Below are 23,581 nucleotides of genomic sequence, written 5' to 3'. Positions count from 1 at the left end.
TCCTCCCGAGGGGCGGGGCGGTTCCGGTTCCCGCGGTCCGGGGCTCAGGCCTGCGGGGTCCCCGTGGCGAACCGGGCCCCCGGCGGCGGCGCGATCATCTCCGCGATCCGCTCCGGGGCCACCGCGCGGGAGTACAGCCAGCCCTGCCCGGTGTCGCAGCCGACCCGCCGCAGCCGGGCCGCCTGCCCGGCGGTCTCCACGCACTCGGCGGTGACGGTCAGGCCGAGCCGGTGCGCCAGCTGCACCAGGGCCTCCACGATGGTCTCGTCCGCCGGGTTCGGGTGGGTGCCCTCCTCGTAGCGGAAGCCGCGGACGAAGGAGCCGTCCAGCTTCAGCACCGACACCGGGAGCCGGCTCAGGTAGGCCAGGTTCGAGTAGCCGGTCCCGAAGTCGTCGATGGCGATCCGCACGCCCATGTCGCTCAGCGCCTGGAGGGCCTGCAGGGGCCGGCCCGCCGACCCCATCACCGCGGACTCCGTCAGCTCCAGCTGGAGCAGCTGCGGGGCGAGGCCGGTCTCGGCGAGGATCTCCGCGACGTCCCCCACCAGGTCCGAGTCCCACACCTGGCGCACCGCCACGTTCACCGAGACGAACACCGGCGAATCACTGGGCTGTTCGATCTGCCAGCGCCGTGCCTGCCGGCACGCCGTGCGCAGCACCCACTGGCCCAGCTGCACGATCGAGCCGTCCTCCTCGGCGATCCCGATGAACCGATTCGGCGTCAGCATGCCGAACTGGGGGTGGTTCCAGCGGACCAGGGCCTCCACCCCGCGCACCACCCCGCTCTCCAGATCCACCAGCGGCTGGTACTCCAGCTCGAACTCCCCGCGCTCCACGGCCGGGCGCAGGCTGGATGAAAGGGCCTGCCGGGTCATCCGGTGCGCGTTGCGCTCGGGGTCGAAGAGGGTCCAGCGGGCCTTGCCGTCCGCCTTCGCCCAGTACAGCGTGGTGTCCGCGGCCTGCATCAGACCCGTCGCGGAGGTGCCGGCCGCGTCCCGCTCGACCACGCCGATCGACGCGGACACCGACAGCCGCTGCCCGGCCAGGTCGAAGGGCTCCTGTACGGCGGCCAGTACGCTGCGCGCCAGCTCCGCGAGCTGCTCGGTGCCGGTGGAGTCCTCGACCAGCAGCGCGAACTCGTCGCCGCCGAGCCGGGCGACGAGGTGCCCGCCCGAGCGGCCGTAGCCGGACTGGTCGGCGCACTGGGTGAGCCGGGCCGCCACGGCGGTCAGCAGCCGGTCGCCGACGCGGTGGCCCAGGGTGTCGTTGACCGCCTTGAAGCCGTCGAGGTCCAGATAGCACAGGCCGATCCGGCCGGTGCCGCCCGTGCCGTAGGCGGAGGCCTCCAGGGCGGCCGAGAGCCGCTCGAAGAACAGCGCCCGGTTGGGCAGCCGGGTGACCGGGTCGTGCATCTGGAGGTGCCGCAGCCGGGCCTGGAGGTCGCGCCGGTCGCTGATGTCGGCGACGGACAGCAGGACGTCCTGGGTGCCGGTCACCGGGCCCAGGGTGACCTCGGTCCACAGCGAGTGCCCGTCGGGGTGCTTGAGGCGGCGGGTGCACCGCAGCCGGGCCTGCCGGCCGCGCAGCACCTCCTGGTAGGCCTGCCAGGTACGGGCCTCCGCCGCCAGGTCCACCAGGTCGGCGGCGCACTGCCCGGCGAGGGCGTGCGGCTCGGCGCCCAGCAGGGCGGCCAGGGCCCGGTTGGCGGCGATCACCTCGCCGCTCCGGCCGACGACGGCCATGGCGAGGTGGGCCGCGTCGAAGGCGGCGCGGTAGTCGCGGGGTTCGGGCACGACAGGCACTGCAGGGTGACGCTCCGTAAGGGCCGGTCGGGTGCTCTCGGCCGCCGAACCGGTCTCCTCTGAGGTTCCGCTCACCGTTCGCTCCCGCTGTGTTCGTGAGTGTCCGCGCAGGAAAGTGTGCCGATCATAGAGGCTGCCGGGAGGCCCTATCCAGCGGCGTCGCCGTGCGGGGCCGGGTCCGTCGCCATGCTGACGCCTTCGGGGGGAGCTGCTGACGGGGTGTCGGACAACGGCCCGGCGACCGTTTGCGCACACCTGTGAGCACCTGGTGACGGCGGCTGTCCTCACGTGATCGATCGTGACGTTCTGTAGCACCGGGCGTTAACTCCGGGGGTCACCGGCTTGCCGCATCGCTCACTCATGTGGGGCACCGGAACAGGACATTAGTCAGACAATCGCCTCAAGGTGGATGGGACGGGACGAATCCACCACCGGGAGGTCGACGTGCGGCGAGAGCAGACACCCGGGGGAGTGGAACGCTCCCGCATGCGAAGTACGGCGGCCGCGCTCACCTCAATGACGGCGCTCGCCTCCATGACGCTCGTCGCGGGGCCGGCGGTGGCCGACACCGCCACCGCGGGGCCCTGCGCGCTGACGCGGACGGCCGCCCACCACTCCCTCGGCGTGGACACCTGGAACGGCGCCTACCCCAAGCCCGAGCGCACCCTCCACGCCGTCATGGTCTTCCTCTCCTTCCCCGGCCACCGCGCCGCCGTGACGCCCCGGGAGCTGACGGCCGACTACTTCCCGGCGACCAGCGACTTCTTCGAGCGGGCCTCCTACGGGCGGTTCCGGCTGGTCCCGCACCCGCAGGAGCGGTGGATCCGGATGCCCCGGCCCGCGACCGCGTACGGGATACAGCGCGACTGGGCCCCCGAGGACCGGGCGGCCTACCTGCGGGACGCGGTCGCGGCCGCCGATCCGCTGGTGGACTTCAGCGCGTACGACGTCGTGTACTTCGTCGCCGATCCGGGCGCCCCCGGCGTGGACTCCGACGCCACCAAGGTCGTCAACTTCGACCGCCCGATCGTGGCGGACGGCGCCGAGCTGCGGCGGATCGTGACCGTCTTCGAGCAGCACCCGCCGGACCGCAACGTGCTGGCGCACGAGACCGGGCACGTCTTCGACCTGCCCGACCTCTACCACCGCCCGACGGACGGCAAGGGCGACTGGGACACCTACGTCGGCGACTGGGACGTCATGGGCAGCCAGTTCGGGATGTCCCCGGACCTGTTCGCCTGGCACAAGTGGAAGCTGGGCTGGCTGGACCCCGCCCAGGTGGACTGCGTACGGTCCGGCGCCTCGCTGCACACCCTCCAGCCGCTGTCGCAGGCCCCGCCCCCGGGCGGCACGGGCGGCACCCGGCTCGCGGTGATCCGTACGGGCCCCGGCAGCGCGATCGCGGTCGAGGCGCGGGGCTCCGCCGGCAACGACGGGGACACCTGCACGGAGGGGGTCCTGGTCTACCGGGTCCGCAACGAGGCGGCCTCGGGCGGCGGGCCGATCGAGGTGCTCGACGGCCACCCCCGTACGGAGGCCTGCTGGGACCGCTCGGTGTACCCGCCGCTGGCGGACGCGCCGCTGGAGGTCGGGGAGACCTTCACGGTGCCGGGGGAGCGGATCACGATCGAGGTGGCGGACCGGACCCAGTCGGGCGCCTACACGGTGAAGATCACGACCTGAGGGGCGGTTTCCGGCCAGGGGGAGACGTACGAAGAAAGCCCCCGCTCCGAAGAGCGGGGGCTTTCTTCCGTCTGTGCGCCGCCAGGGACTCGAACCCCGGACCCGCTGATTAAGAGTCAGCTGCTCTAACCAACTGAGCTAGCGGCGCCTGCTGACGTCGTAGACATTAGCATCCGTTTCGGCCGAACCAAAAATCGATACCGGGCCGCGGGCCGCGTGCAGGAACGCCCAGAGCAGGGAGTCCGGCCCCGGGAGCCAGGGCCGCCGGGTGTCCGGGGCCACCAGCCACCGCGACGGGCCCGGTGCGGCGGCCAGCGGCGGCACGGTGACGGCGTCCCCGTGGCCGTGGCACAGCGGGGCCGGGGCGGCCGGACCCCACTCCTCCCACGCGAGCAGCGCCGGGAGCCGCTGGGCGGTGCCGGGGGCGGCGAAGAGCAGCATCCGGCCGCGGTGGACGGCGGCCGGCCCCGAGCCGGGCCCCCGCTCCCAGAGCAGGTCGAGCATCCGCCGCCCGAGCACGAGCGGAACGTTGACGACGTCGAACGCGGTCCCGCAGGGCAGCACGGCGGGCGAGGCGGGCCGCGCCTCCCAGGCCGCGAGGGTCTCCTGCGGGTGCGCCGAAGCGGAGGCCAGCCAGGCGGCGCCCTGTGCGGTGACCTGGGTCGCGGGCGCGGTGCGTGCGTCGGGGTCGTCGAGGGCGGGGCAGCCGGCGGCCGTCGTCAGGGTCGTCATATGCCAGGTGTACCCGGCGTAGTGCGTCAGTTCCGCGGAGTTACCGAAAACCGGGACAGGGCGGGCGGTCCTGGGGTATGTTGCGCCGCGCATATGCCACTGCGCTCCGGCGTTCCCCCGGGTTCCGCCCGCCCTGTGCTGCCGGCCGGGGCCGGTCAGACCGTGTCGGGGGTGGTGCCGCGCTGGAGGTCCTCGCCGAACTCGATCATCTTGCGGGCATAGTCCTCGGTCCACTCCGCGATCGCCGCGATGGCCTCCGGCGGGAGCCGGTCGAAGCGCCGGGGGTCCGCCAGCTGGGCCGCCGCCAGGGCCTGGAACTCCACCGCCCGGTCCTGTGCGGCCCGGAACGCCAGCGTCAGTTCGGTGGCCCGGGCCAGCAGCTCGCGCGGGTCCTCGATCGACTCCAGGTCGAAGAAGTGCTCCGGGTCCGTGGCGGCCTCCGAGGGCTCGAAGAGCAGCGGCGCCGGCCGCTGCCTCCGCTCGGTCCGCTCGGGCTCTGCCATGCGTGTCCTCCTGCGCTCCGGATCCTGGGCCACCCTCCATTGTCCAGCGTCGCGCAAGGGTGCGGGCCGTCAGGCCGCGACGGGCTCCTTCACCAGCGCCGCGACGTCGTCCAGTACGCCCGCCAGCTCGCCGGCCAGACCCTCGGGCGCCTCGAAGCCCCCGTCCCCGACGAGGCCGTTGATGCCCGCGATCGCCACCGAGCGCTCGGCGGGCAGCATGCCGAGCTGGGTGAGCACCGGCAGCAGCATCCGGGCGGCCGGGGCGCCGCCGGAGCCGCCGGCGCTGTAGCTGACCAGGCCGACCGGCTTGTCCTGCCACTCGCGGTAGAGGAAGTCGACGGCGTTCTTGAACGGGGCGGTGAAACCGCCGTTGTACATCGGCAGGACGAACACGACCGCGTCGGCGGAGTCGACGAGCGCGCTCCAGTCGCGGGTGTGCTGGTGGGCGTAGTTGCCGGTGGAGGCGTACTCCGGCTCGTCCAGGAAGGGGAGGGCGAGCTCCGCGAGGTCCACCGGGGTGACCTCGAAGGCGCCGTGGTCGCGGGCCTGGCCGGCGACCCACTCGGCGACGGGGCGTCCGGAGGAGGTGGGGCGGGTGGCGGCGGAGATGACGAGCAGGCGGGTCATGGCGTGAACTCCCGTTCGGGTCGGGTGCGGTGTGCGGATCGTAGTCTGGTTGTTGACGTGTCACCTAGGGAAATCGGTGGCGTGTGATATGTCAACTACATTGTTGATGTGTCACTGAACTGGGTAGGGTTCCCTCATGACCGACGCGCCCGAGCCGGCCCACCCCCGCTGGCTCACCGAGTCCGAGCAGCACGCCTGGTACGCGTGGCGCCGGATGTTCCCCCTCGTCGACGCGGAGATCGCGCGTGACCTCACCCTGGACAGCGCGCTCTCCGAAGCCGACTACGACGTCCTGTCGGCGCTCGGCTCGACCGAAGGCCACCGCATGCGGATCAGCGCCCTCGCCATGCTGATGCAGTGGTCGCGCAGCCGCCTCTCCCACCAGATCAGCCGGATGCAGCAGCGCGGCCTCGTCCGCCGCGAGGAGGTCGCCGGCGACGGCCGCGGCGCCGAGGTGGTGCTCACCGGCCAGGGGGTGGACACCATCACCGCGGCGGCCCCGCTGCACGTGGAATCCGTACGGCGGCACCTGATCGACGTACTCACCCCCCAGCAGCTGCACGCCCTCGCCGACGCAGGCGAGACCCTCCGCCGCCACTTCGGCATCGCCCGCAAGGACCACACCGGCTAGGGGCCGCGGCCGCCCCCGTACGCGCGCCCGTACGCGCGCCGCACGCACCGATCCGCCGCCCGGCCGGGGCGGCGGCCGCTCCGGCTGATATCCGCTGGCCCGGCCGCGGTGGACGCTGTTGGATGGCCCGATGGACGGCTACGAGATCTCCACGGACCCCGACCGGCTCGACAACGAGCGGGTCCACCGCTGGCTGTCGCAGGACGCCTACTGGGCCCTCGGGCGCAGCCGCGAGAGCCACGACCGGGCCGTCGCTTCGTCGCTGAACTTCGGCGCGTACGACAGCGCTTCGGGCGCCCAGCTCGGCTACGCGCGGATCGTCAGCGACCTGGCCACCTTCGCCTGGCTCTGCGACGTGTACGTCGACCCCGGCGCGCGCGGCAAGGGCCTCGGCGGCGCCCTCGTCGAGGCGGTGAAGGCCCACCTGGCCCCGTACGGCCTGCGCCGCATCATGCTGGCCACCGCCGACGCGCACGGGGTCTACGCCCGGGCCGGCTTCGCCCCGCTGGAGACCGTGGACAAGTGGATGCTGTTCGGGGAGCAGTAGCCGGCCCGGGCGGCCGGTCCTCAGCCGGCCCAGGTCTGCGCGAACTCGCGGAAGCCCTCGGAATGCGGACCTGGAGCCGACTGGTCGACCGGCCGGCCGTTCAGCCAGCACACCCGTGAGGTCTCGCTCTCGGTGTCGAGCAGGCAGCACACGCCGCCGGAGGCGGCGGTGAGGCCGGTGAACACTTCCCTGACGCTCGCCGAGCGTTCGAACAGCCGGCTCATCTCGGAGGTGGCCGCGGTGAAGTCCAGCAGGGCGTGGCGGGGGTGGAGCGGGGACTCGAAGCAGCCCATGAGGTAGACGTACCCGACCGCGACCCTCCCGAGTCGGTCGGGCACGAAAGCGTGGCTGTCGGCGTAGGCGCGCAGCGCGTCGTCGGCACCGAACATGATCGAGGTGTCGAGGTCGAGCGGCCCGCCCGCGGAGCAGTCGACCGGCTCGCTCTTGAAGCCGGACGTGAACGGCACGGCGACCTGCTCACCGCCGGGCAGGGTGACCGTGAGCGGCGACACCGTACGGTCGGGCGGCGCCAGGCGGGCAAGCTCGGACAGCGCCCGGCCGACGTTCCGCACGGGCAGGTAGATCTGGTAGCTGTAGTCAAGTCCCATGCGGCCCAGCCCCCTCGAAGATCGGACTGGATCCTCGCACGGCCCGCCCGCCCGGGGCACCCCGATTTCCGCTCCGGGCTGTGTCCATCGGCCGCCTGCGGCGGCGTGCCGGACTCCGTCCGGCGGGTGGGGTGGTGCTTCGGCACACCGCTACGGCCGCCAGGGGACGCGGTGTTCGGCGAGGTGGGCCAGGACCGAGTGGTTCGCCTCCCAGCCATCCGGGAACTTCACCGTCACGCCCAGCTGGACCGGCTCCGTCGACGGGTGGTCGTCCAGCAGCTCCGCTATTCCCGCCCGGGCCACCACCACGCAGGCGTGCCGGTGCCGGGAGGCCAGCACGCACAGACGGCCCGTCTCCAGGTGGAACGCCGTCGCGTCCGGGCGGCCCGACAGGGGGTGCAGGACCACCGTGAGGTCGTACTCGCGGCCCTGGAGCCGGTTCGCCGTGTCCACCGTCACACCGGTGACGCCCAGCGCGGCCAGCGCCGTGCGGACGGCCGCCGCCTGGTCGCGGTGGGCGGTGCCGACGGCGATGCGGTCCGGGGTCAGGGGCGTGGGGGCCGGGGAGCGCTCGTCGGAGGTCACCGCGCCCCGGTCCAGCGCCCGGCGCACCACCAGGGCCACCGCCCCCACCGCCTCCGGGTCCGTGCGCGGAGTGTGCCGCGCGGGCAGCTCCAGCAGCCCCCAGCCCGACGCGGCGGCCTCGTCCAGCACCCGGTCCGGGCCCGAGCCGTCGCCCGCGACCCCGTACGCGAGACGGCGCTCGCCGGGGCCGGTGCCGCTGCGGAACCGCGAGTAGGGGTAGAAGGCGCGCGAGACCAGCGGCGCGGCCGTCGCCGGGAGCCGCCACGACACCGGCAGCCGGTGCTGCGGGAGTTGCGGGTTGTGCGCGAGGAGGGTGGAGACCGCCGACGCCGAAGGGTCGTACGACAGCCCGGCCCACTGCTCCGAGCCGACCACGCTGAACGGGTCCAGCTGCCCCGGGTCGCCCACGAACAGCGCCCGCTCGAACAGCCCGGCCACGGCCAGCAGCGCGTCCGAGCGCATCTGGTACGCCTCGTCGACGATCGCGTGCTCCCACGGCGCGTCGGTCTTCACGTACGCCCACTTGGCGGCCGTGGAGATGGTGACCGGCAGCTCCGCCAGGTCCGCCGGCTTGGCGGACAGGGTGACCGAGGGGAGTCCGCGCAGCGCCGGGTCGTAGGCGTCGCCGTCGCTGCTGTGCAGCCGGCCCACCTTCAGCCCGGGATCCTTCTCGGCGAGCCGCAGCACCAGGTCGTCGACCTGCGCGTTGGTCTGCGCGACCACCATCAGCCGGCGGCCGGCGGCGGCCAGCTCCCGGGCCGCCCGCACCACGAGCGTCGACTTGCCGGCGCCCGGCGGGGAGTCCACCACCACGCCCCGCTCGGTGCCGTGCAGGGTGTCGTGGAGGATGGCGGCGGTGGCCCGGTCGGCGGCCGCGCCCGGGTCGAAGGCGGTGGTCAAAGGAGGTCCTCGTCGGTCACGGAGTCCAGGGCGGGGGCGGTCGCGGAGCCCGGCGGGCCGCCGTGCGTCCACGGGGTGTGCTCCGGGTCGGGCAGCTTCGGCCCGCCGCGCGCGTCGTGCTCGAAGAGGGTCCAGCAGTCCCGGTCGCCCTTCTCCGGCACCGAGCCCGCCACCGGTTCCCGGCCCGCGCCCATCTTGTCGAGCACGCGCAGCACCAGCTGTCCGTCCTCCTCGTACCGCACGAACTCGAAGGCCTGCTGCCTCCCGTCGAGCGAGCGGAACACCTTCCCGCCGCCCCCGTCCGCGAGCTGCGGCAGGTCCTCGGTGGCCACCGTGACCAGCGGGCGCGGCCGGGGGCGCTTGCCCTCCGTCCACTCCATCAGCACCTCGGTGACCTCGCCGGCGAAGGCCTCGCCCGCGAACCGCCGGCCCGCCATGACGAGCGGGTCGTCCAGCGCCTCCTGCGCGTCGAGCCGCACCTGCTCGGTCTCCCGCGTGGCCAGCTTCTGGGCCGCCGTCACCGCGTCGTCGCGCCGCGGCTGCGGCGGCTCGCCCGCCCGGACCCGGTCGCGGTGCCCGGTGAAGGACCAGCGGTCGCGGGTCCAGCGCTCCTCGGTCCGCTCACCCGGCGGCAGGGCGCGCATCAGGTCGACCGCCGCCCAGGTCTGCCACCAGGCGGTCTCCATCTGGCCGAGGACCAGCCGCCGGACCGCCCGCTCGGCGAGGCGGGCGCCGTCCGTGTCCGCCTGACGGCCCTGGGACTCGCCGGCCGCCCGTGCCGCGTCGAACTTCGCGATCGCCGGCGCCAGCAGCTTGTTGTCGAAGGCCGGGTCGGTGGCCGGGCCGGCCGGCGGGACCGCCAGCTGGCCGTCCGCGTCCCGCGCGAGCTCCACGCGCAGCGCGTACTCGGCGCCGGAGGCGCCCTCCGGCGGGTCGATCCAGCCGAGCAGCGCCCCGAGGTGCTGGTCCTCCAGGGTGCTCTGGCCCGTGGCCCAGTGCCTGCCCAGCAGCTCGGTGGCCGACAGCAGCATCGAGGAGCCGGGGACCCGGGAGCGTTCGGCGAGGTGCGTGAACCAGCGGCCCAGCAGCGGCACCTGGGTGGGCGCCGGGTACGGGTTCTCCGGGTCCTCCTCGGCGGTCCGGCGGAACCGCATGGAGCGGCCCAGCAGGCGCACGTACTCGATGCCCGCCAGGCTCGGCACGATGATCTGCGGCGCGTCCACGCACAGTTCGGCCTCGACCTTGACCTTCTTGCCGGTCTCCGGGTCGGTCTCGGTGCGCTCGGCCGGCTCGACGACGTCCGCGTAGGAGTCCACGTACGCCATCACGTGCACGGCCAGGTCGGCCAGGAACCGCCAGCGCAGGTCCCGGTCGCGCGGCTGGGGTATGACGAAGATCCGCGGCTCGTGCCGGTCGGTGCCCAGCATCGCGCCGAGCGGGGCCCCCGCCTCACCGGCGGTGGTCAGCGGTACGAAGACCAGCGGCTCCGCGCTCAGGTGGCGGTGCCGCACGGTCGCGAGCGGCTGGGCGCGGCCCGCGCGGACCGCCTCCAGCCGGGCCAGGGTGCTCAGCAGGGGCATTCGGGGTTCTCCGGGGCCTGGTACGGGGGTCGGGCGGCGGCCGCCGCCAGCGCCTCGGCGCGCAGCCGGGCCGCCTGGCGCAGCGCGGCCGCGGTGGGGTCGTCACCGGAGCCGGAGCCGGGGTCGGCTCCGGCGGCCGCGGCGAGGGCGGCCTCGACGGTGGTCAGGCCGCCCAGCTCGCCCCGAACGGAACGGCCCAGCGCGGCCGGCTCCCCGGCTTCGCGGGCCCGCTCCCGGCAGTGGAAGGCCAGCTCGCAGGCGGCGAGGCACTCGGGGGCGTAGGCGGCGGAGACCGCCGAGACGGCCTCGGTCAGCTCGGCGGCGGGCCGGGCGGGGTCGAAGCACAGCCCCTGGGGCAGCCCCTCGGCCAGCTCCTCCACCCGGGTCAGCCGTTCCAGCTGGCGGCGGGTCACCGACCGCTCCCGGCGTACGTCCACGAGTGCGGCGGTGGGCAGGTTGGAGAAGTCCTTCGGGCAGACGAGCAGCACCTGGTGGCCGACTTCGGCGCCCTCCAGCTTGCCGGCGGTCTGCTCCAGGGCCAGCACGTACACGGCGGCCTGCCGCGCGGCGGCCCCCACCTTCGCGGCGTCGGCGGCCCCGTCGATCATCGGGAACGATTTGATCTCCACCACGGTCCAGCGGCCGTCGGGATGCACCACGACGGCGTCGGGCTCCAGATAAGCGGGGGTGCCCGCCACCTCCAGGGCCAGCATCGGATGGTCCAGCAGCGTCCACGTCCGCGCGGCGGTGGCCTCCCGCAGGGCCAGCGCCGTCCGCGCGGCACGCCCCTCCGGCCCGGCGGCGGTCAGGTCCGGCACCCGGGAGTCAGGCCCGGGCGGCTCGGCCCCGCCGCCCAGGCGGGCGTGCGTCAGCCGCAGCAGTTCCGCTCCGCCGTCGCCCTTGACCCGGGCCTCGAAGGAGTTGCCGCGGACGATCGCGAACTGCGACTGCCCGAAGGCGGCGGGGGAGCCCAGCGCGGCCGCGAGCGCGGTCTTGTCCACCCCGGCGCCGTCGAGCAGGGCCCGTCTGCCGCAGCCGGGGTTGGCGGCGAGGGCGGCGAGCGCCCGCGCGTCGAGCGGGCGGGGCGGCACGGCGGGGCCGCGCAGGTCGGCGAGCCGCTGCCGCAGTGTCGTCTGGGGCGGGCCGTCGGGCGGGTAGGAGCTCACGGGCGGAAGTGTCCCATCCGCCACTGACAATCGTGGTCATACGGCGGAAACGGTCCGGTCCCCCGCCCCGCGGCCCGGCCGGAACGCCTCCCGTCCACGTCGGCGATGATGGACGGACGGTGAACCCCCACGGACCGGGAGAAACACAGATGGCCCCCCGCATCCTGCTGGCCCGCCACGGCCAGACGGCATGGTCCCTGCTCGGCAAGCACACGGGACGCACGGACGTGCCGCTGCTGGAGGAGGGCAGGCTGGGGGCGAAGCGGCTCGGCGAACGCCTGGCCCGCGAACCCTGGGCGGGCCTGCGCGGCCTGGAGGTGCGCACCAGCCCGCTGGTCCGCGCGAGCGAGAGCTGCGACCTGGCCGGCTTCGGGGCCCTGGCCGACCCCTGGGACACCCTCATGGAGTGGGACTACGGCGACTACGAGGGCATGACCCCGGCCGAGATCCAGGCGGTCCGGCCGGGCTGGCTGATCTGGCGCGACGGGGTCCCCGGCGGCGAGTCCGTCGCCGACGTCTCGGCGCGCGCCGACGAGGTCGTCGCCTGGGCCCGCGCGGCGGAGCGCGACGTCCTCGTCTTCGCCCACGGCCACATCCTGCGCACCCTGGCCGCCCGCTGGCTCGGCTTCGAGGCCTCCTTCGGCGCCCGCATCCGTCTGGACCCCACCTCGCTGTCGGTCCTGGGCTGGGCCTACGGCGCCCCGGCGCTGGAGCGCTGGAACGACACGGGCCACCTGGAGGGCTGACCCCAACTCCGCTGCGGCCGGGCCGGGTTGGGATGATATCGGTATGACGATCTCCTCTGTGGTGCTGCGGCGGCGCGTGGCAGACCTCGAAGACGCCGTGACCTTCTACGCGAAGCTCACGGGCGAGCCGGTCGCCCGGTTCGCCTTCGCCGGCCTGGAGCTGGCGAGCACCGGGCCGTTCCTGCTGTTCAGCGGACCCGACGAGGTCGCCGGGCGGTTCGCCGCCGTGGCGGCCACGCTGACCGTGGCCGACCTGGACGCCGCGGTGGCGGAGGCCGCCGGGGCCGGGGCCGAGGTGATCGCCGCGCCCGCCGACACCCCCAACGGACGCCGTGCCGTACTGCGCCACCCGGACGGCGGGGTCTTCGAGTACGTCGGTTCCTGACCGGGACCCGCCCCGCCGGGGGCGTACGCCTGACGCCGCCCGGGACGTGCCCCGCCAGGGGCGCGGGGAACCGCGCGACCGGCCACAGCGGACCCGCAGCCGAAGGGCACGCCTCCCCGGGGAGCGCCCCGCCCGTGCCGACCCGGCCCGCAGCCGGCGATCCGGGCCGCCCGCGGAGCGTCAGGCCTCGGCGTGCCGGGTCAGGAAGGCGCCGACGCGCGGGGAGCGCTGGTGCGGGACCAGGGTGCGGGCCGTGCCCGCCAGCATCGAGCGGATCCGGGTCGAGCGGACCTCGGCCAGCAGGTCCAGCACCCGGCCGCCCGCCCAGGCCGCCTCGTCGGGCGCGCCCGCCCGGGCCAGGTCGTCGGCGAGCTCCGCCGTGTAGAGGGCGACGTTCCGCGCGAAGTGCGGGTCCTGGAGGTCGGCCGCGCGCCGGGCGTGCCGGGCCGCGCGGGCGTGCTCCCCGAGGGCGGCCCAGCAGCGGGACTCCAGCGACTCCAGCTCCGCCTCGCCGAAGAAGGACATCCACTCCGGGTCGGCGGCCGATTCTCCGCGCGCGAAGTCCGCGTGCGCCCGGGCCAGGGACTCCTCGCAGGCCCTGCGGTCCCCGAGCCCCGCCCAGCCGCCCGCCTCGCGCAGCGCCAGCAGCGCCAGCAGCCGGGGCGAGCCCAGCGAGCGGGCCGCGCGCCTGCCCGCCTGGGCGGCCCGTACCGACTCGCGGTGGCGGCCGCGGTCCCGGGCCAGGAAGGCCATGTTGCTGAAGGCGTGTGCCTCCAGGGCCGCGTTGCCCGAGACCCGGGCGGTGGCCAGGGCCTCCGCGTAGTGCGAGCGGGCGTCCTCGAAGCGGGCCGAGTCGTGCGCCAGCCAGCCCACCGAGACGGCCAGCTCCCCGGCCCCCGCATGCAGCCGGTCCTCGGTGGACTGCCGGGTGGCCCCCGCGTCGAGCAGCGCGTACGCGGTCTTCAGGGGCTGCGCGGCCCGCCGGTAGAGGGTGTCGGCGCCGTGCCGGTCGTCCAGCAGCCGGATCTGGCGCACCGCGTCCTCGACCGCGGCGGCCTCGGCCTCCCCGGCGCGGGAGGGGATCCTGCGGCCGTCGCCGAGCAGGGTGAGGCTGAGCGTCGCGGCCGCCACGGTCGCGGAGCCGCCCGTCATGAACGCGCGGCGCAGCACGTCGCTCTCCTTGGAACGCTGGACGAGGTGGGTGAAGACCGGCGGCGTCGGCAGTGCGCGCTGCGCCCCCCTGCCGCGCACCGCCTCGCGCGGGGAGAAGCCGAGGTCGGCCAGGGTGCGGCCGGGGAACATCTGGAGGAAGACCCGCTCGTAGGCGTAGTTGGGGCAGCGGATCTCGCCCGACTCGACCCGGCCGATGTAGCGGGCGTCGCAGGAAACCGTTTCGCCGATCTCCCGGGCCGCGCGGCGGACCATGGCCGCGAACTCGGCGGGGGAGTGCTGCCCGCGCAGCCGGCGGAAGGAGGAGTTGGGTGAGTGGGGGGACGCCGCCATGGACGTGTGCCTCTCTGGACAATCCCAGGTGTCCCGCAGGACCCCTGCCGATCCCTGTCGATCTCGCTCCGGAGTCAGGGCTCCGGCGCGCATGAACGTACCGCCAGCGGCGGGTGCTCCATGCGGTGTTTGGCTACAAAACGGATATCTCACCCGCGATCCGCCATGAACTGCCATCCTTTGCGGCGTCTTGCCGCCGCACCCGTTGACGCTTTCGTGCGTTGAACCCATGCGGATACGGATCGAGGAGGGGTTCCCCTTGGTGGAGGCCGGCATGGACAGCATCGGAACGAACACCGCGCCCGGAACCGGCGCGACCTCCACGGCCCCGGACCTGGTGACCGTGCCCACCCGCCAGGGCCTGGAGGCGGTGGACATCATCCGCCGCGGCGCGGGCCGGGCCGCCCCCGGGGTCGGCCCGGTCCTGCACGACGGCTCCGGCGACACCCTCGGCTTCCTCGTCCCGCCCGGCACCGCCGACGCCTGGGACCTGCCCGGCAGCGCCTGTACGCAGACCAACGGGCGCGGCATGCGTTTCGGCGACGCCGCCTCGCCCACCTCGGGCGACACGGGCTGGCTGCTGCCCCCCGACGCCGTGGGGCCGGTCACCGACCCCGAGGTGCTGCGCGCCGCGCTGGGCGAGGCGGCCCGGCTCATCGAGGCGGCCGACAACTGCCGCTGAGGCGCTGACCAGCCATAATGGTGGCGTGGCAGGCAAAGGCAAGGGCAAGGGCAGCAGGGGCGACAGGGGCGGCGCGATACCGGCCGCCGGACCGGTCGCGGGGCAGGTGGGCGGCGGTCTGGCCGAGCTGGCGCCGGACCGCGAGCGCTCCCGTGCCTGGACCCTGCTGATCGACGGCGCCCCGCAGTCCCACGTGGACCTCGACGACCCCGGGTACCTGGACTTCGCCTACCAGCGCCGGATCGGCCACCTGATAGACCTGATCGCGCCCGCCCGGCAGCCCCTGAACGTGGTGCACCTGGGCGGCGGCGCCTTCACCCTGGCCCGCTACACGGCCGCCGCGCGCCCCCGCTCCACGCAGCAGGTGGTGGAGGTGGACGGGGCCCTGGTGGCCTTCGTGCGGGAACACCTGCCGCTGGACCCCCAGGCGCGGATCCGCGTACGGGCCGTGGACGCGCGGGCGGGGCTCGCGAAGGTGCCGGACGGCTGGGCGGACCTGGTCATAGCGGACGTGTTCAGCGGGGCCCGCACCCCGGCCCACCTGACCAGCGGGGAGTTCCTGGACGACGTGCGCCGGGCGCTCTCGCCCACCGGGTGGTACGTGGCCAACCTGGCGGACGGCCCGCCGCTGGCGCACCTGCGGGGCCAGGTCGCCACGGCCGCCTCGCGGTTCGCGGAGCTGGCATTGGCGGCGGATCCCGTCGTCTGGCGGGGGAAACGTTTCGGCAATGCGGTGCTCGTGGCCTCCGACCGGGAGCTGCCCGTGGCGGAGTTCACCCGCCGCGTGGCGAGCGACCCGCACCCCGGCCGCGTCGAACACGGCCGCGCCCTGGCCGACTTCACGGGCGGCGCCGCCCCCGTGGAGGACGCCTCGGCCGTTCCCTCCCCGCAGCCGCCGCCCTCGGTCTTCCGCTGACCGGTCAGGGCCTCACGGGTCGACGGTCTCCACCACCGGCGGGTGGTCGTGCCAGGTGCAGAACACCGACACCTCACGGCTGCCCTGGGTGAAGGTGACCCGGATCCAGAAGTCCTGCTTCCACACCTGCATCCGCCAGCCCGCCTCCGGGGTCGCCGAGACCAGCCCGGCCGAGGAGGTCCCGAGGTCGAAGACGACCCGGCCGCCCGACACCGAGTAGCTCTTCACCGTCCCGGACCCGCCGCCCTGGCCGCCCTCCGGGTACGGGCTCCGGCCGGGCGCCGGCGCCTGTTTCGACCTCGCCGGAGGGGAGGGAGCGGACCCGGCCTGGGGCGTCGCGGACGCCGGGGCCGACGGGGACGCGGAGGGGGAGACCGACGGCGTAGGTGCCGGATCCGGCCCCCGGGTGGAGGAGGACGGCGGCGCCGCGTCCGGCGCCCTGGCCGTCAACGGCACCGCGCGCGGGGGATCGTAGGCCGTCCCGGACATGACCGTGTGCACACCCCACCACGACAGGGTCACGGCGGCCGCGGTCGCCAGCACCCAGGCCATGGCATGTACAGGTCCTCGTCGCATCAGGGCACATACTGCACCACACGTCACAGACCCGTCCCGGCACCTCCCCGGGTCCCCCGGATGGACTACGGTGCGCCCATGGCTAGTGTGCTCGTGGTCGAGGACGACCAGTTCGTACGTTCCGCCCTCATCCGGCACCTGACCGAGGCCTCCCACACCGTGCGGAGCGTCGGCACGGCCCTGGAGGCCCTGCGCGAAGTCGCCCACAACCGCTTCGACGTGGTCATCCTCGACCTCGGGCTGCCCGACCTCGACGGGTCCGAGGCCCTGAAGATGCTGCGCGGCATCACCGACGTGCCGGTCATCATCGCCACCGCCCGCGACGACGAGGCCGAGATCGTCCGGCTCCTCAACGACGGCGCCGACGACTACCTGACCAAACCCTTCTCCGTCGAGCACCTCTCCGCCCGGATGGCCGCCGTCCTGCGCCGCGCCCGCGCCGCCGCCGGCGCCGAACCGCCCTCGCGCGTACTGCGCGTCGGCGGGCTCGCCATCGACCCGCTGCGCCGCCAGGCCGAGCTCGACGGCGCGGTACTCGACCTCACCCGGCGGGAGTTCGACCTGCTGGCCTTCCTCGCCGGCCGGCCCGGGGTGGTCGTGGCCCGGCGCGAGCTGCTCGCCGAGGTCTGGCAGCAGTCGTACGGCGACGACCAGACCATAGACGTGCACCTGTCCTGGCTGCGCCGCAAACTCGGCGAGACCGCCGCCCGGCCCCGCTACCTGCACACCCTGCGCGGGGTCGGCGTGAAGCTGGAGCCGCCGCTGTGAGGTGGCCCGCTGTGAGGTGGACGCCGTGAGGTGGGCGCTGGTCAAGGTGTGCCTCGCCGTCACGACCATGGTGGTCCTGGCCTTCGCGGTGCCGCTGGCGATGGTGGTGCGGGAGATGGCCAGCGACCGGGCCTTCTCCAACGCCGAGCGGCAGGCCGCCACCATGGGGCCGACCCTGTCCATCACCACCGACCCCGCGCAGCTGCGCCGGGCCGTGGAGTCCACCGAGATGGGGGCCGCCGGACGGATGGCCGTGCACGTCCCCGCGACGGGCGGCGCCGCCGCCGTGGACATCGGCGAGGGCCGCGCCGGGGCCCACGCGGTCGCCGAGACCCGCTCCCTGGGCCGGGCGACCACCACCCGCGTCCCCGGCGGGGGTTCTGCCCTGCTCCAGCCCATCGCCCTCGGCTCCGGGGACATCGCGGTCATCGAGATCTACGTCCCCGAGAGCGAGGTCAGCAACGGGGTCACCACGGCCTGGCTGGTCCTCGGCGGCGTCGGACTCGCCCTCGTCATCGGCTCGGTGGCCGTCGCGGACCGGCTCGGCGCCCGCCTGGTGCGCCCCGCCGAACGGCTCGCGGACGCCGCGCACCAGCTGGGGGAGGGCAAGCTCGGGGCCCGGGTGCCCGAGGACGGCCCCAAGGAACTCCGCTCGGCGGCCGTCGCGTTCAACTCGATGGCGGACCAGGTCGTGGAACTCCTCGCCAACGAGCGGGAGCTCGCCGCAGACCTCTCGCACCGGCTGCGCACGCCCCTGACCGTGCTCCGCCTCAACGCGGCCTCCCTCGGGGACGGCCCGGCCGCCGAGCACACCCGGGCGGCGGTGGAGCAGCTGGAACGGGAGGTCGACACGATCATCCGCACCGCCCGCGAACAGCGCCCGCCCGCCAGCACCGCCACCGCCGGCTGCGACGCCTCCGAGGTGATCCGCGACCGGATGGCCTTCTGGTCGGCGCTGGCGGAGGACGAGGGCCGCGAGGTCCGGCTCGCGGGCGTGGACCGCACCGTGCGCATCCCGGTGGCCCGGCCCGAGCTGGCGGCCGCGCTCGACGCCATGCTCGGCAACGTCTTCCGGCACACCCCGGAGGGCACCCCCTTCGCGGTGGACGTGCACGACGCCGGGGACGCCGTCATCGTCCTCGTCTCGGACGGCGGCCCCGGCATCGCCGACCCGGACGCGGCCCTGCGGCGCGGCAACGACGGAGCCCGGGACGGTTCGACTGGGCTGGGCCTGGACATCGTGCGGCGGGTCGCCGAATCCACCGGCGGCGACGTACGGCTCGGACGCTCGGTGCTCGGCGGGACCGAGGTGCGGGTGTGGATCGCGTTGGACGGCCGGGCCCGCGGCGGCGAGCGCGGCGCGCGCGGCCGGCGCGCCCGCCGCAAGCGCCGCGGCGCCTGACGCGCCCGCCCGGGCCGGCCCGCCGCGGAGGCGGCCCACGGCGCCGGGATCTTGGACCGAGGCGTTCCGCCGTGCCGTGGAATACCGTACGGATCGCGCCAGTTGGGGGCCGGTACACGCCGGTTCCCGTGCGGCCGCATCCCGCGCTCGGCACGTGCAGAACCGATCCTGATTGGACATCCGCATGCGTTACGCAGTTCTCGGCACCGGCGTCGTCGGCCGTACGGTCGCCGCCCGGCTGGCTTCCCTGGGCCACGCGGTGGTCATCGGCACCCGCGACCCCGGGTCCACCCTCGTCCGCGCCGAGTACGCCGAATGGCAGACGGCCCACCCGTCGGTCGGCCTCGCGGGCTTCCCGGAAGCCGCGCGGGCCGGCGAGGTCCTGGTCAACGCCACCGGCGGCCGGGTCAGCGTCGACGCCCTGGGGGAGGCCGACCCGGCCGACCTGGACGGCAAGATCCTGATCGACATCGCCAACCCGCTGGACTTCTCCAAGGGCTTCCCGCCCGTCCTGGACCCGGCCAACGACGACAGCCTCGGCGAGCTGATCCAGCGGACCTTCCCGGGGCTGCGCGTGGTCAAGACCCTCAACACCATGAACTGCCAGATCATGGTGGACCCGGCCCGGGTGCCGGGCGAGCACACCGTCTTCCTCTCCGGCGAGGACGCCGACGCGAAGAAGACCGTCCACGACCTGCTGAGCTCCTTCGGCTGGCCGGACCGCGCCGTCCTCGACCTCGGCGGCATCGAGACCGCGCGCGGCACCGAGATGCTGCTGCCGGTGTGGCTGCGCGTGATGGGCGCCCTGGGGCACTCGGAGTTCAACTTCCACATCCAGGTGGCGGGCGGTCCCTCCGCCTGACCGCCGCCCCGCTCCGCCGGACGGGGGCGCAAATGTTGCCGCGCCCCCGTACCGCGCGGAGGGTGGCCGTGACGGAAGGAGTCACGCATGAGAGTCATGCTCAGGGCCCACATGGACACGGCCGCCACCAACGAGGGCATCAGGAGCGGGTCCCTGCCGCAGGCGATCAAGACCCTGATGGACAAGGTCAAGCCCGAGGCGGCCTACTTCGGCCTCCACGAGGGCGTGCGCTCCTGCTGGATCGTCTTCGACCTCCAGGACAGCGCGAAGCTGCCGCCGCTCCTGGAGGACCTCTTCCTCCAGTTCAACGCGGAACTGGAGGTCGGCCCGATCATGAACGCGGAAGACCTGGCGAAGGGGCTGTCCGAGATGAAGACGTCCCCGTAAGGCCCGCGCCCGCCGGCCCGAACCGGACCCGCCCCACCGCCGCCAGCCCCAGCAGGGCCGACGCGGCGACCGCCCCGCACGACACGGTGAAGGCGGCCCGGTACCCGTACGCGGCGGCCAGCGGCCCGCCCGCTCCGGAAGCCCCGGCCCGTGGTGGTCCTGAGCCGTGGAACCCTGCGCGCGGACCGCGGACCGCGGAACGCAGAAGGCCCCGGTCCGCTTCCGCGTACCGGGGCCTTCCCGCAGGGTGAGTGACGGGACTTGAACCCGCGGCCACCTGGACCACAACCAGGTGCTCTACCAACTGAGCTACACCCACCATGTCCGGTCGCAGAACGACCGGCCGAAGAAAAGGGTACAGGGTTTTGGAGGGTGCTCGCTCCACCTTTCCCCCGCGCCCCCCTCCGGGGGGTCTACTCGTCCGCCACCACGTGCTTGGCGGCGATGGTGCGGGCGGTGTCCGAGTCGGGTCCGGGCTGCGGCACGAAGACCGCCTCCCGGTAGTAGCGCAGCTCGGCGATGGACTCCTTGATGTCCGCGAGCGCCCGGTGGTTGCCGTTCTTCGGCGGGCTGTTGAAGTACGCGCGGGGGTACCAGCGGCGAGCGAGCTCCTTCACCGAGGACACGTCCACGATCCGGTAGTGCAGGTGGCCCTCCAGCGCGGGCATGTCACGCGAGAGGAACCCGCGGTCGGTGCCGACCGAGTTTCCGCACAGCGGAGCCTTGCGCGGCTCCTTCACGTGTTCCCGTACGTACGCCAGGACCTGCGCCTCGGCGTCGGCGAGGGTCGTGCCTGCGGCCAGCTCGTCGAGCAGGCCGGAGGCGGTGTGCATCTCGCGCACCACGTCGGGCATGGTCTCCAGGGCCGCGTCCGGCGGGCGGATCACGATGTCCACGCCTTCGCCGAGCACGTTGAGCTCCGAGTCGGTGACCAGCGCGGCCACCTCGATAAGTGCGTCGTCCGTCAGCGAGAGCCCGGTCATCTCGCAGTCGATCCACACCATGCGATCGTTCATGCGCCCCACCTTATGCCGAAGGTCCCCCGTACCGGTGCTCGACCGGTACGGGGGACCTCCTCGCCCGTGCGGGGAACGCTACGCGTGCTCGCGCAGCACCCGGCTCGGGGCGTACAGCTCGGTCACGCTCGGGCCGGAGGCGGCCAGGGCCGCCGCGGCCCGCTGGGGCTGCGGGGTCCGCTGGTGCGGCACCGGCGAGCCCTGCATCTCCGACACCGGGGACACGTCGGCCTGGGGCCGGCGGGCGCGGTAGGCGGAGCGGTAGGCGGCCGGGGAGGACCCCAGCTGCCGCCGGAAGTGGCCGCGCAGGGCGACCGGCGAACGGAAGCCGCAGCGTCCGGCGACCTCGTCGACCGAGTAGTCGGAGGTCTCCAGCAGCCGCTGTGCCTGGAGCACCCGCTGGGTGATCAGCCACTGGAGCGGCGCGCTGCCGGTGAGCGAGCGGAACCGCCGGTCGAAGGTGCGCCTGCTCATGTAGGCGCGGGCGGCCAGCGTCTCCACGTCGAACTGCTCGTGGAGGTGCTCCAGCGCCCAGGCGACGACCTCGGCGAGCGGGTCGGCGCCGATCTCCTCGGGCAGCGACCGGTCGAGGTACCGCTCCTGGCCGCCGGTGCGGCGCGGCGGGACGACGAGCCGGCGGGCCAGGGCCCCGGCCGCCTCGCTGCCGTGGTCCGTGCGCACGATGTGCAGGCACAGGTCGATTCCGGCCGCGGTGCCCGCGGACGTCAGCACGTCGCCGTCGTCGACGAACAGCTCGCGCGGGTCGACGTGGACGGACGGGTAGCGCTTGGCCAGCGTCGGCGCGTACATCCAGTGCGTCGTCGCGGGCCGGCCGTCCAGCAGCCCTGCGGCGGCGAGCACGAAGGCTCCCGTGCACAGGCCGACGATCCGGGCCCCCTCCTCGTGCGCCAGGCGCAGCGCGTCGAGCGCCTCCGGCGGCGGAGGCGAGGTGATGGAGCGCCAGGCCGGCACGACGACCGTGCCTGCCCGGGCGATCGCCTCCAACCCGTACGGCGCGGTCAGTTCGAGTCCGCCGGTGGTCCGCAGCGGACCGTCCTCCCCGGCGCACACGAGCAGTCGGTAGCGTGGAACTCCCGCGTCCTGCCGGTCGATTCCGAACACGGACAGCGGAATTGAACTCTCGAAGATCGGCCCGCCGCTGAACAGCAGCACGGCGACGATCTCCCTGCGGCGACGCCCCGCGAGCTTCCGGCCCGCGTCTGCGACGACAGCGGCGGTGGAATCCTGGCTCATGGCGCTAAGCCCCCCTTGGGTGTCGCGACTCCTTGGTCTGGTCGCACCTGCACGTTTCCCCTCGGCCTTGCACGTGGATCCCCCGCCGTAAATACATGATCGAATCTACTGCGTCCCGTGGTGTCGGCGTGACAAGTTCAGCACGCAGCGCTATGTCGACTTGGCAACTTGGCGAAAAGCATTCGATCAGGAAGCGTTCCACTCCGCTACCCGACGGGGAAGCCCGCGATCCGGCCGTGGCCAGTACTCATGGGGCCGAATCGTCCCCTGTCGCCCGTAGTCGCTGGTGGTGGGGGGGTTGGGGGGACATTCCGGCAAGGGAAGCACAGGGTCGGGAAGTTGGCTGAAAACAGCCGGGTGTGTACGTGCGAATCGGTCAGTCGTGAGGGGATGTGCCGCCGGAACCGTGGCAGCCGCGGTGCGAACCGGCCCCGGTGCGCGAGTGCCGGCCGCGGTGGCCGGACGGAAGCGGATCCTCCGACAGCACGCGGGCCGCGGCCCGCTCCGTCTTCTCCGAGTACCGCAGCAGCACCCGGCAGGCGGCCGTGACGGCGGCCAGCCCCAGGGTCGCCACGGCGGCCCCGCCGTACGAGGTCCCGTAGACCACCAGGACGACCGGTACGAGCAGGCAGCTGAAGGCGGCCCAGCGCACCACGTCACCCGCCGGGTCGTCGTGGACCCGTCCGGCGGACTGCACGGACGGGTGAAGCGGAGGGCGCGCGGAGGACGGCGCGGAGCGGGCGGACCGGGCGGACCGCGTCATCGGAGCGGGCTGGACGGGCTGGACGGGGTGAACCGGATGGCCGGGCACGGCGTACTCCCTGCAGGCTCTTCCTGGACGGTCGGACTCCTGTCCAACGCCCCGGTGCGGGCCTCGGTCACTGCGCGCACGGGTGGCGCAAGGGCCTCTCGTCACTGGCTGTAGGGGACAGCTGCCATTGCCAAGGCGCGCGCGCTCCGGCATGCTCCCTGGGACGCTCTCCAAGGGCGGCATGCCCTGTGCAGGACAGGAGTGTCGCCGTACCCTGGTGGGTAAGGGCTTGGAAAGATGCTTCCAGGACAGAGCCCGGTCACGCTGCGTCGTCAAAAGCGCTCGCGGCCAGGGCCCCCGTCGTCAGAAGATCCGAGTCGCCGAAACCGTCCCTGTCGCTTCCCCCGAGGACTCTTCCCCGAGACACCATGGCCGGTCACGAATTCTCCGAACCCGCGGACCGCAAGCGCAAGCACCTCGCCGATTCCGTATCGAGCGACCTGCGCGCGGTGGAACAGACGCGCCACCCCTGCGACCCGGCCTTCCGGCACGGCGTGGTGGTGGGCTTCGACGGCTCCACGTCAAGTGAGCGAGCCCTGGCCTACGCGATCGGCATGGCCCGGCGCTCCGGTTCCGGTCTGATCATCGTCCACGTGGCGAACCGGCTGCCCACCACGGTGTGGGCCGGCTGCGAGCCGCCCGTCTTCGTCGACGTCCCCGACCACCGCACCGAGGTGCTCGGGCTGGAGCTGGCCTGCGCCGACTACCTGTCCGAGGTGCCGTGGATCCTGGTCGAGCGCGGGGGTGACATCTGCCACGAGCTGGAGGAGGTCGGCCGGGAGTACTCGGCGGACGCCATCGTGGTGGGTTCCACCCACGGGATCGTCGGCCGGATCTTCGGCTCGGTCGCGGGGCGGCTGGCGAAGCGGGCGCAGCGACCCGTTGTTGTCATTCCGTAACCCGCTGTAT

The 23,581-nt window shown here is 74.1% G+C and carries 25 protein-coding genes and 2 tRNA genes; 12 read left to right on the top strand and 15 right to left on the bottom strand.

Going from position 1 to position 23,581, the window contains the following annotated elements:
- Positions 1-44 precede the first annotated feature (44 nt).
- Positions 45-1,877 carry a putative bifunctional diguanylate cyclase/phosphodiesterase gene (locus tag ACZ518_RS19990; RefSeq protein ID WP_469114305.1) on the bottom strand — a complete coding sequence of 611 codons (1,833 nt, stop codon included), beginning with the start codon at positions 1,875-1,877 and terminating at the stop codon, positions 45-47.
- 411 nt (positions 1,878-2,288) lie between these two features.
- Between ACZ518_RS19990 and ACZ518_RS19985 the strand changes: the two genes are divergently transcribed.
- A complete protein-coding gene (locus ACZ518_RS19985; RefSeq protein ID WP_469114304.1) occupies positions 2,289-3,485 on the top strand; it encodes a M6 family metalloprotease domain-containing protein in 1,197 nt (398 codons plus the stop codon).
- 74 nt (positions 3,486-3,559) lie between these two features.
- On the opposite strand, the gene ACZ518_RS19980 is transcribed toward ACZ518_RS19985, so the two are convergent.
- From ACZ518_RS19980 to ACZ518_RS19965, 4 genes are all read right to left on the bottom strand, one after another.
- Positions 3,560-3,633 (bottom strand) — tRNA-Lys (locus tag ACZ518_RS19980).
- Entirely contained in the window at positions 3,624-4,217 is a 594-nt protein-coding gene (locus ACZ518_RS19975) for a bifunctional DNA primase/polymerase (protein WP_469114303.1), read from the bottom strand. The genes ACZ518_RS19980 and ACZ518_RS19975 overlap by 10 nt, the downstream gene beginning before the upstream one ends.
- Before the next feature lie 155 nt (positions 4,218-4,372).
- A complete protein-coding gene (locus ACZ518_RS19970; RefSeq protein WP_362461827.1) occupies positions 4,373-4,720 on the bottom strand; it encodes a hypothetical protein in 348 nt (115 codons plus the stop codon).
- 69 nt (positions 4,721-4,789) lie between these two features.
- A complete protein-coding gene (locus ACZ518_RS19965) occupies positions 4,790-5,347 on the bottom strand; it encodes an NADPH-dependent FMN reductase (RefSeq protein WP_469114302.1) in 558 nt (185 codons plus the stop codon).
- Between the two features lie 136 nt (positions 5,348-5,483).
- Between ACZ518_RS19965 and ACZ518_RS19960 the strand changes: the two genes are divergently transcribed.
- A complete protein-coding gene (locus tag ACZ518_RS19960; protein ID WP_469114301.1) occupies positions 5,484-5,978 on the top strand; it encodes a MarR family winged helix-turn-helix transcriptional regulator in 495 nt (164 codons plus the stop codon).
- A 130-nt stretch (positions 5,979-6,108) separates the two neighbouring features.
- Positions 6,109-6,525, top strand: coding sequence for a GNAT family N-acetyltransferase (locus tag ACZ518_RS19955; protein ID WP_469114300.1), 417 nt, complete (start codon positions 6,109-6,111; stop codon positions 6,523-6,525).
- A 20-nt stretch (positions 6,526-6,545) separates the two neighbouring features.
- Here ACZ518_RS19955 and ACZ518_RS19950 read toward each other — a convergent pair whose 3' ends face one another.
- The 4 genes from ACZ518_RS19950 to ACZ518_RS19935 form a co-directional block, all read right to left on the bottom strand.
- Positions 6,546-7,133 carry a hypothetical protein gene (locus ACZ518_RS19950; RefSeq protein WP_469114299.1) on the bottom strand — a complete coding sequence of 196 codons (588 nt, stop codon included), beginning with the start codon at positions 7,131-7,133 and terminating at the stop codon, positions 6,546-6,548.
- 150 nt (positions 7,134-7,283) lie between these two features.
- Complete coding sequence (locus tag ACZ518_RS19945; protein WP_469114298.1) at positions 7,284-8,618, bottom strand: AAA domain-containing protein; 1,335 nt, start codon at positions 8,616-8,618, stop codon at positions 7,284-7,286.
- Positions 8,615-10,198 (bottom strand): hypothetical protein, encoded by a 1,584-nt coding sequence (locus ACZ518_RS19940; protein WP_469114297.1) that lies wholly within the window; start codon positions 10,196-10,198, stop codon positions 8,615-8,617. Before ACZ518_RS19940 ends, ACZ518_RS19945 begins: the two co-directional genes overlap by 4 nt.
- Positions 10,186-11,364 (bottom strand): hypothetical protein, encoded by a 1,179-nt coding sequence (locus ACZ518_RS19935; protein WP_469114296.1) that lies wholly within the window; start codon positions 11,362-11,364, stop codon positions 10,186-10,188. Before ACZ518_RS19935 ends, ACZ518_RS19940 begins: the two co-directional genes overlap by 13 nt.
- A 149-nt stretch (positions 11,365-11,513) precedes the next feature.
- Here ACZ518_RS19935 and ACZ518_RS19930 point away from each other — a divergent pair, with 149 nt between their 5' ends.
- Both ACZ518_RS19930 and ACZ518_RS19925 read left to right on the top strand, forming a co-directional pair.
- Complete coding sequence (locus ACZ518_RS19930) at positions 11,514-12,110, top strand: histidine phosphatase family protein (protein WP_469114295.1); 597 nt, start codon at positions 11,514-11,516, stop codon at positions 12,108-12,110.
- Between the two features lie 43 nt (positions 12,111-12,153).
- Positions 12,154-12,495 (top strand): VOC family protein, encoded by a 342-nt coding sequence (locus ACZ518_RS19925; protein ID WP_469114294.1) that lies wholly within the window; start codon positions 12,154-12,156, stop codon positions 12,493-12,495.
- Between the two features lie 180 nt (positions 12,496-12,675).
- On the opposite strand, the gene ACZ518_RS19920 is transcribed toward ACZ518_RS19925, so the two are convergent.
- Positions 12,676-13,998, bottom strand: coding sequence for a tetratricopeptide repeat protein (locus ACZ518_RS19920; protein WP_469114293.1), 1,323 nt, complete (start codon positions 13,996-13,998; stop codon positions 12,676-12,678).
- A gap of 274 nt (positions 13,999-14,272) precedes the next feature.
- On the opposite strand from ACZ518_RS19920, the gene ACZ518_RS19915 reads away from it, so the two are divergent.
- Positions 14,273-14,680 (top strand): hypothetical protein, encoded by a 408-nt coding sequence (locus tag ACZ518_RS19915; RefSeq protein WP_469114292.1) that lies wholly within the window; start codon positions 14,273-14,275, stop codon positions 14,678-14,680.
- Between the two features lie 25 nt (positions 14,681-14,705).
- A complete protein-coding gene (locus tag ACZ518_RS19910) occupies positions 14,706-15,596 on the top strand; it encodes a spermidine synthase (RefSeq protein ID WP_469114291.1) in 891 nt (296 codons plus the stop codon).
- 12 nt (positions 15,597-15,608) lie between these two features.
- Here the strand turns inward: ACZ518_RS19910 and ACZ518_RS19905 are convergent, their stop codons facing one another.
- On the bottom strand, positions 15,609-16,172 hold the full coding sequence (locus tag ACZ518_RS19905) for a hypothetical protein (RefSeq protein ID WP_469114290.1): 564 nt from the start codon (positions 16,170-16,172) through the stop codon (positions 15,609-15,611).
- A gap of 78 nt (positions 16,173-16,250) precedes the next feature.
- Between ACZ518_RS19905 and ACZ518_RS19900 the strand changes: the two genes are divergently transcribed.
- From ACZ518_RS19900 to ACZ518_RS19885, 4 genes are all read left to right on the top strand, one after another.
- Positions 16,251-16,940, top strand: coding sequence for a response regulator transcription factor (locus tag ACZ518_RS19900; protein ID WP_185899126.1), 690 nt, complete (start codon positions 16,251-16,253; stop codon positions 16,938-16,940).
- Positions 16,941-16,965: 25 nt separating this feature from the next.
- Entirely contained in the window at positions 16,966-18,342 is a 1,377-nt protein-coding gene (locus ACZ518_RS19895; protein ID WP_469114456.1) for a sensor histidine kinase, read from the top strand.
- Positions 18,343-18,526: 184 nt separating this feature from the next.
- Positions 18,527-19,204, top strand: coding sequence for an NADPH-dependent F420 reductase (locus ACZ518_RS19890; protein ID WP_469114289.1), 678 nt, complete (start codon positions 18,527-18,529; stop codon positions 19,202-19,204).
- Positions 19,205-19,291: 87 nt separating this feature from the next.
- Positions 19,292-19,591 carry a hypothetical protein gene (locus tag ACZ518_RS19885; RefSeq protein WP_469114288.1) on the top strand — a complete coding sequence of 100 codons (300 nt, stop codon included), beginning with the start codon at positions 19,292-19,294 and terminating at the stop codon, positions 19,589-19,591.
- A gap of 246 nt (positions 19,592-19,837) precedes the next feature.
- Here ACZ518_RS19885 and ACZ518_RS19880 read toward each other — a convergent pair.
- From ACZ518_RS19880 to ACZ518_RS19865, 4 genes are all read right to left on the bottom strand, one after another.
- Positions 19,838-19,910: transfer RNA gene (locus ACZ518_RS19880), tRNA-His, on the bottom strand.
- A gap of 94 nt (positions 19,911-20,004) precedes the next feature.
- On the bottom strand, positions 20,005-20,607 hold the full coding sequence (gene orn / locus ACZ518_RS19875; protein WP_469114287.1) for an oligoribonuclease: 603 nt from the start codon (positions 20,605-20,607) through the stop codon (positions 20,005-20,007).
- Between the two features lie 78 nt (positions 20,608-20,685).
- Entirely contained in the window at positions 20,686-21,861 is a 1,176-nt protein-coding gene (locus ACZ518_RS19870; protein ID WP_125817271.1) for a helix-turn-helix domain-containing protein, read from the bottom strand.
- A 376-nt stretch (positions 21,862-22,237) separates the two neighbouring features.
- On the bottom strand, positions 22,238-22,624 hold the full coding sequence (locus tag ACZ518_RS19865; protein ID WP_469114286.1) for a hypothetical protein: 387 nt from the start codon (positions 22,622-22,624) through the stop codon (positions 22,238-22,240).
- 416 nt (positions 22,625-23,040) lie between these two features.
- On the opposite strand from ACZ518_RS19865, the gene ACZ518_RS19860 reads away from it, so the two are divergent.
- The gene (locus tag ACZ518_RS19860) at positions 23,041-23,571 is read left to right on the top strand and encodes a universal stress protein (protein ID WP_362461766.1); all 531 of its coding nucleotides are present in this window, start codon (positions 23,041-23,043) and stop codon (positions 23,569-23,571) included.
- Positions 23,572-23,581 lie beyond the last annotated feature (10 nt).

The organism is Streptomyces sp. NPDC033966 (genome assembly GCF_055575955.1).
This window is presented reverse-complemented; position numbering and strand designations above follow the sequence as displayed.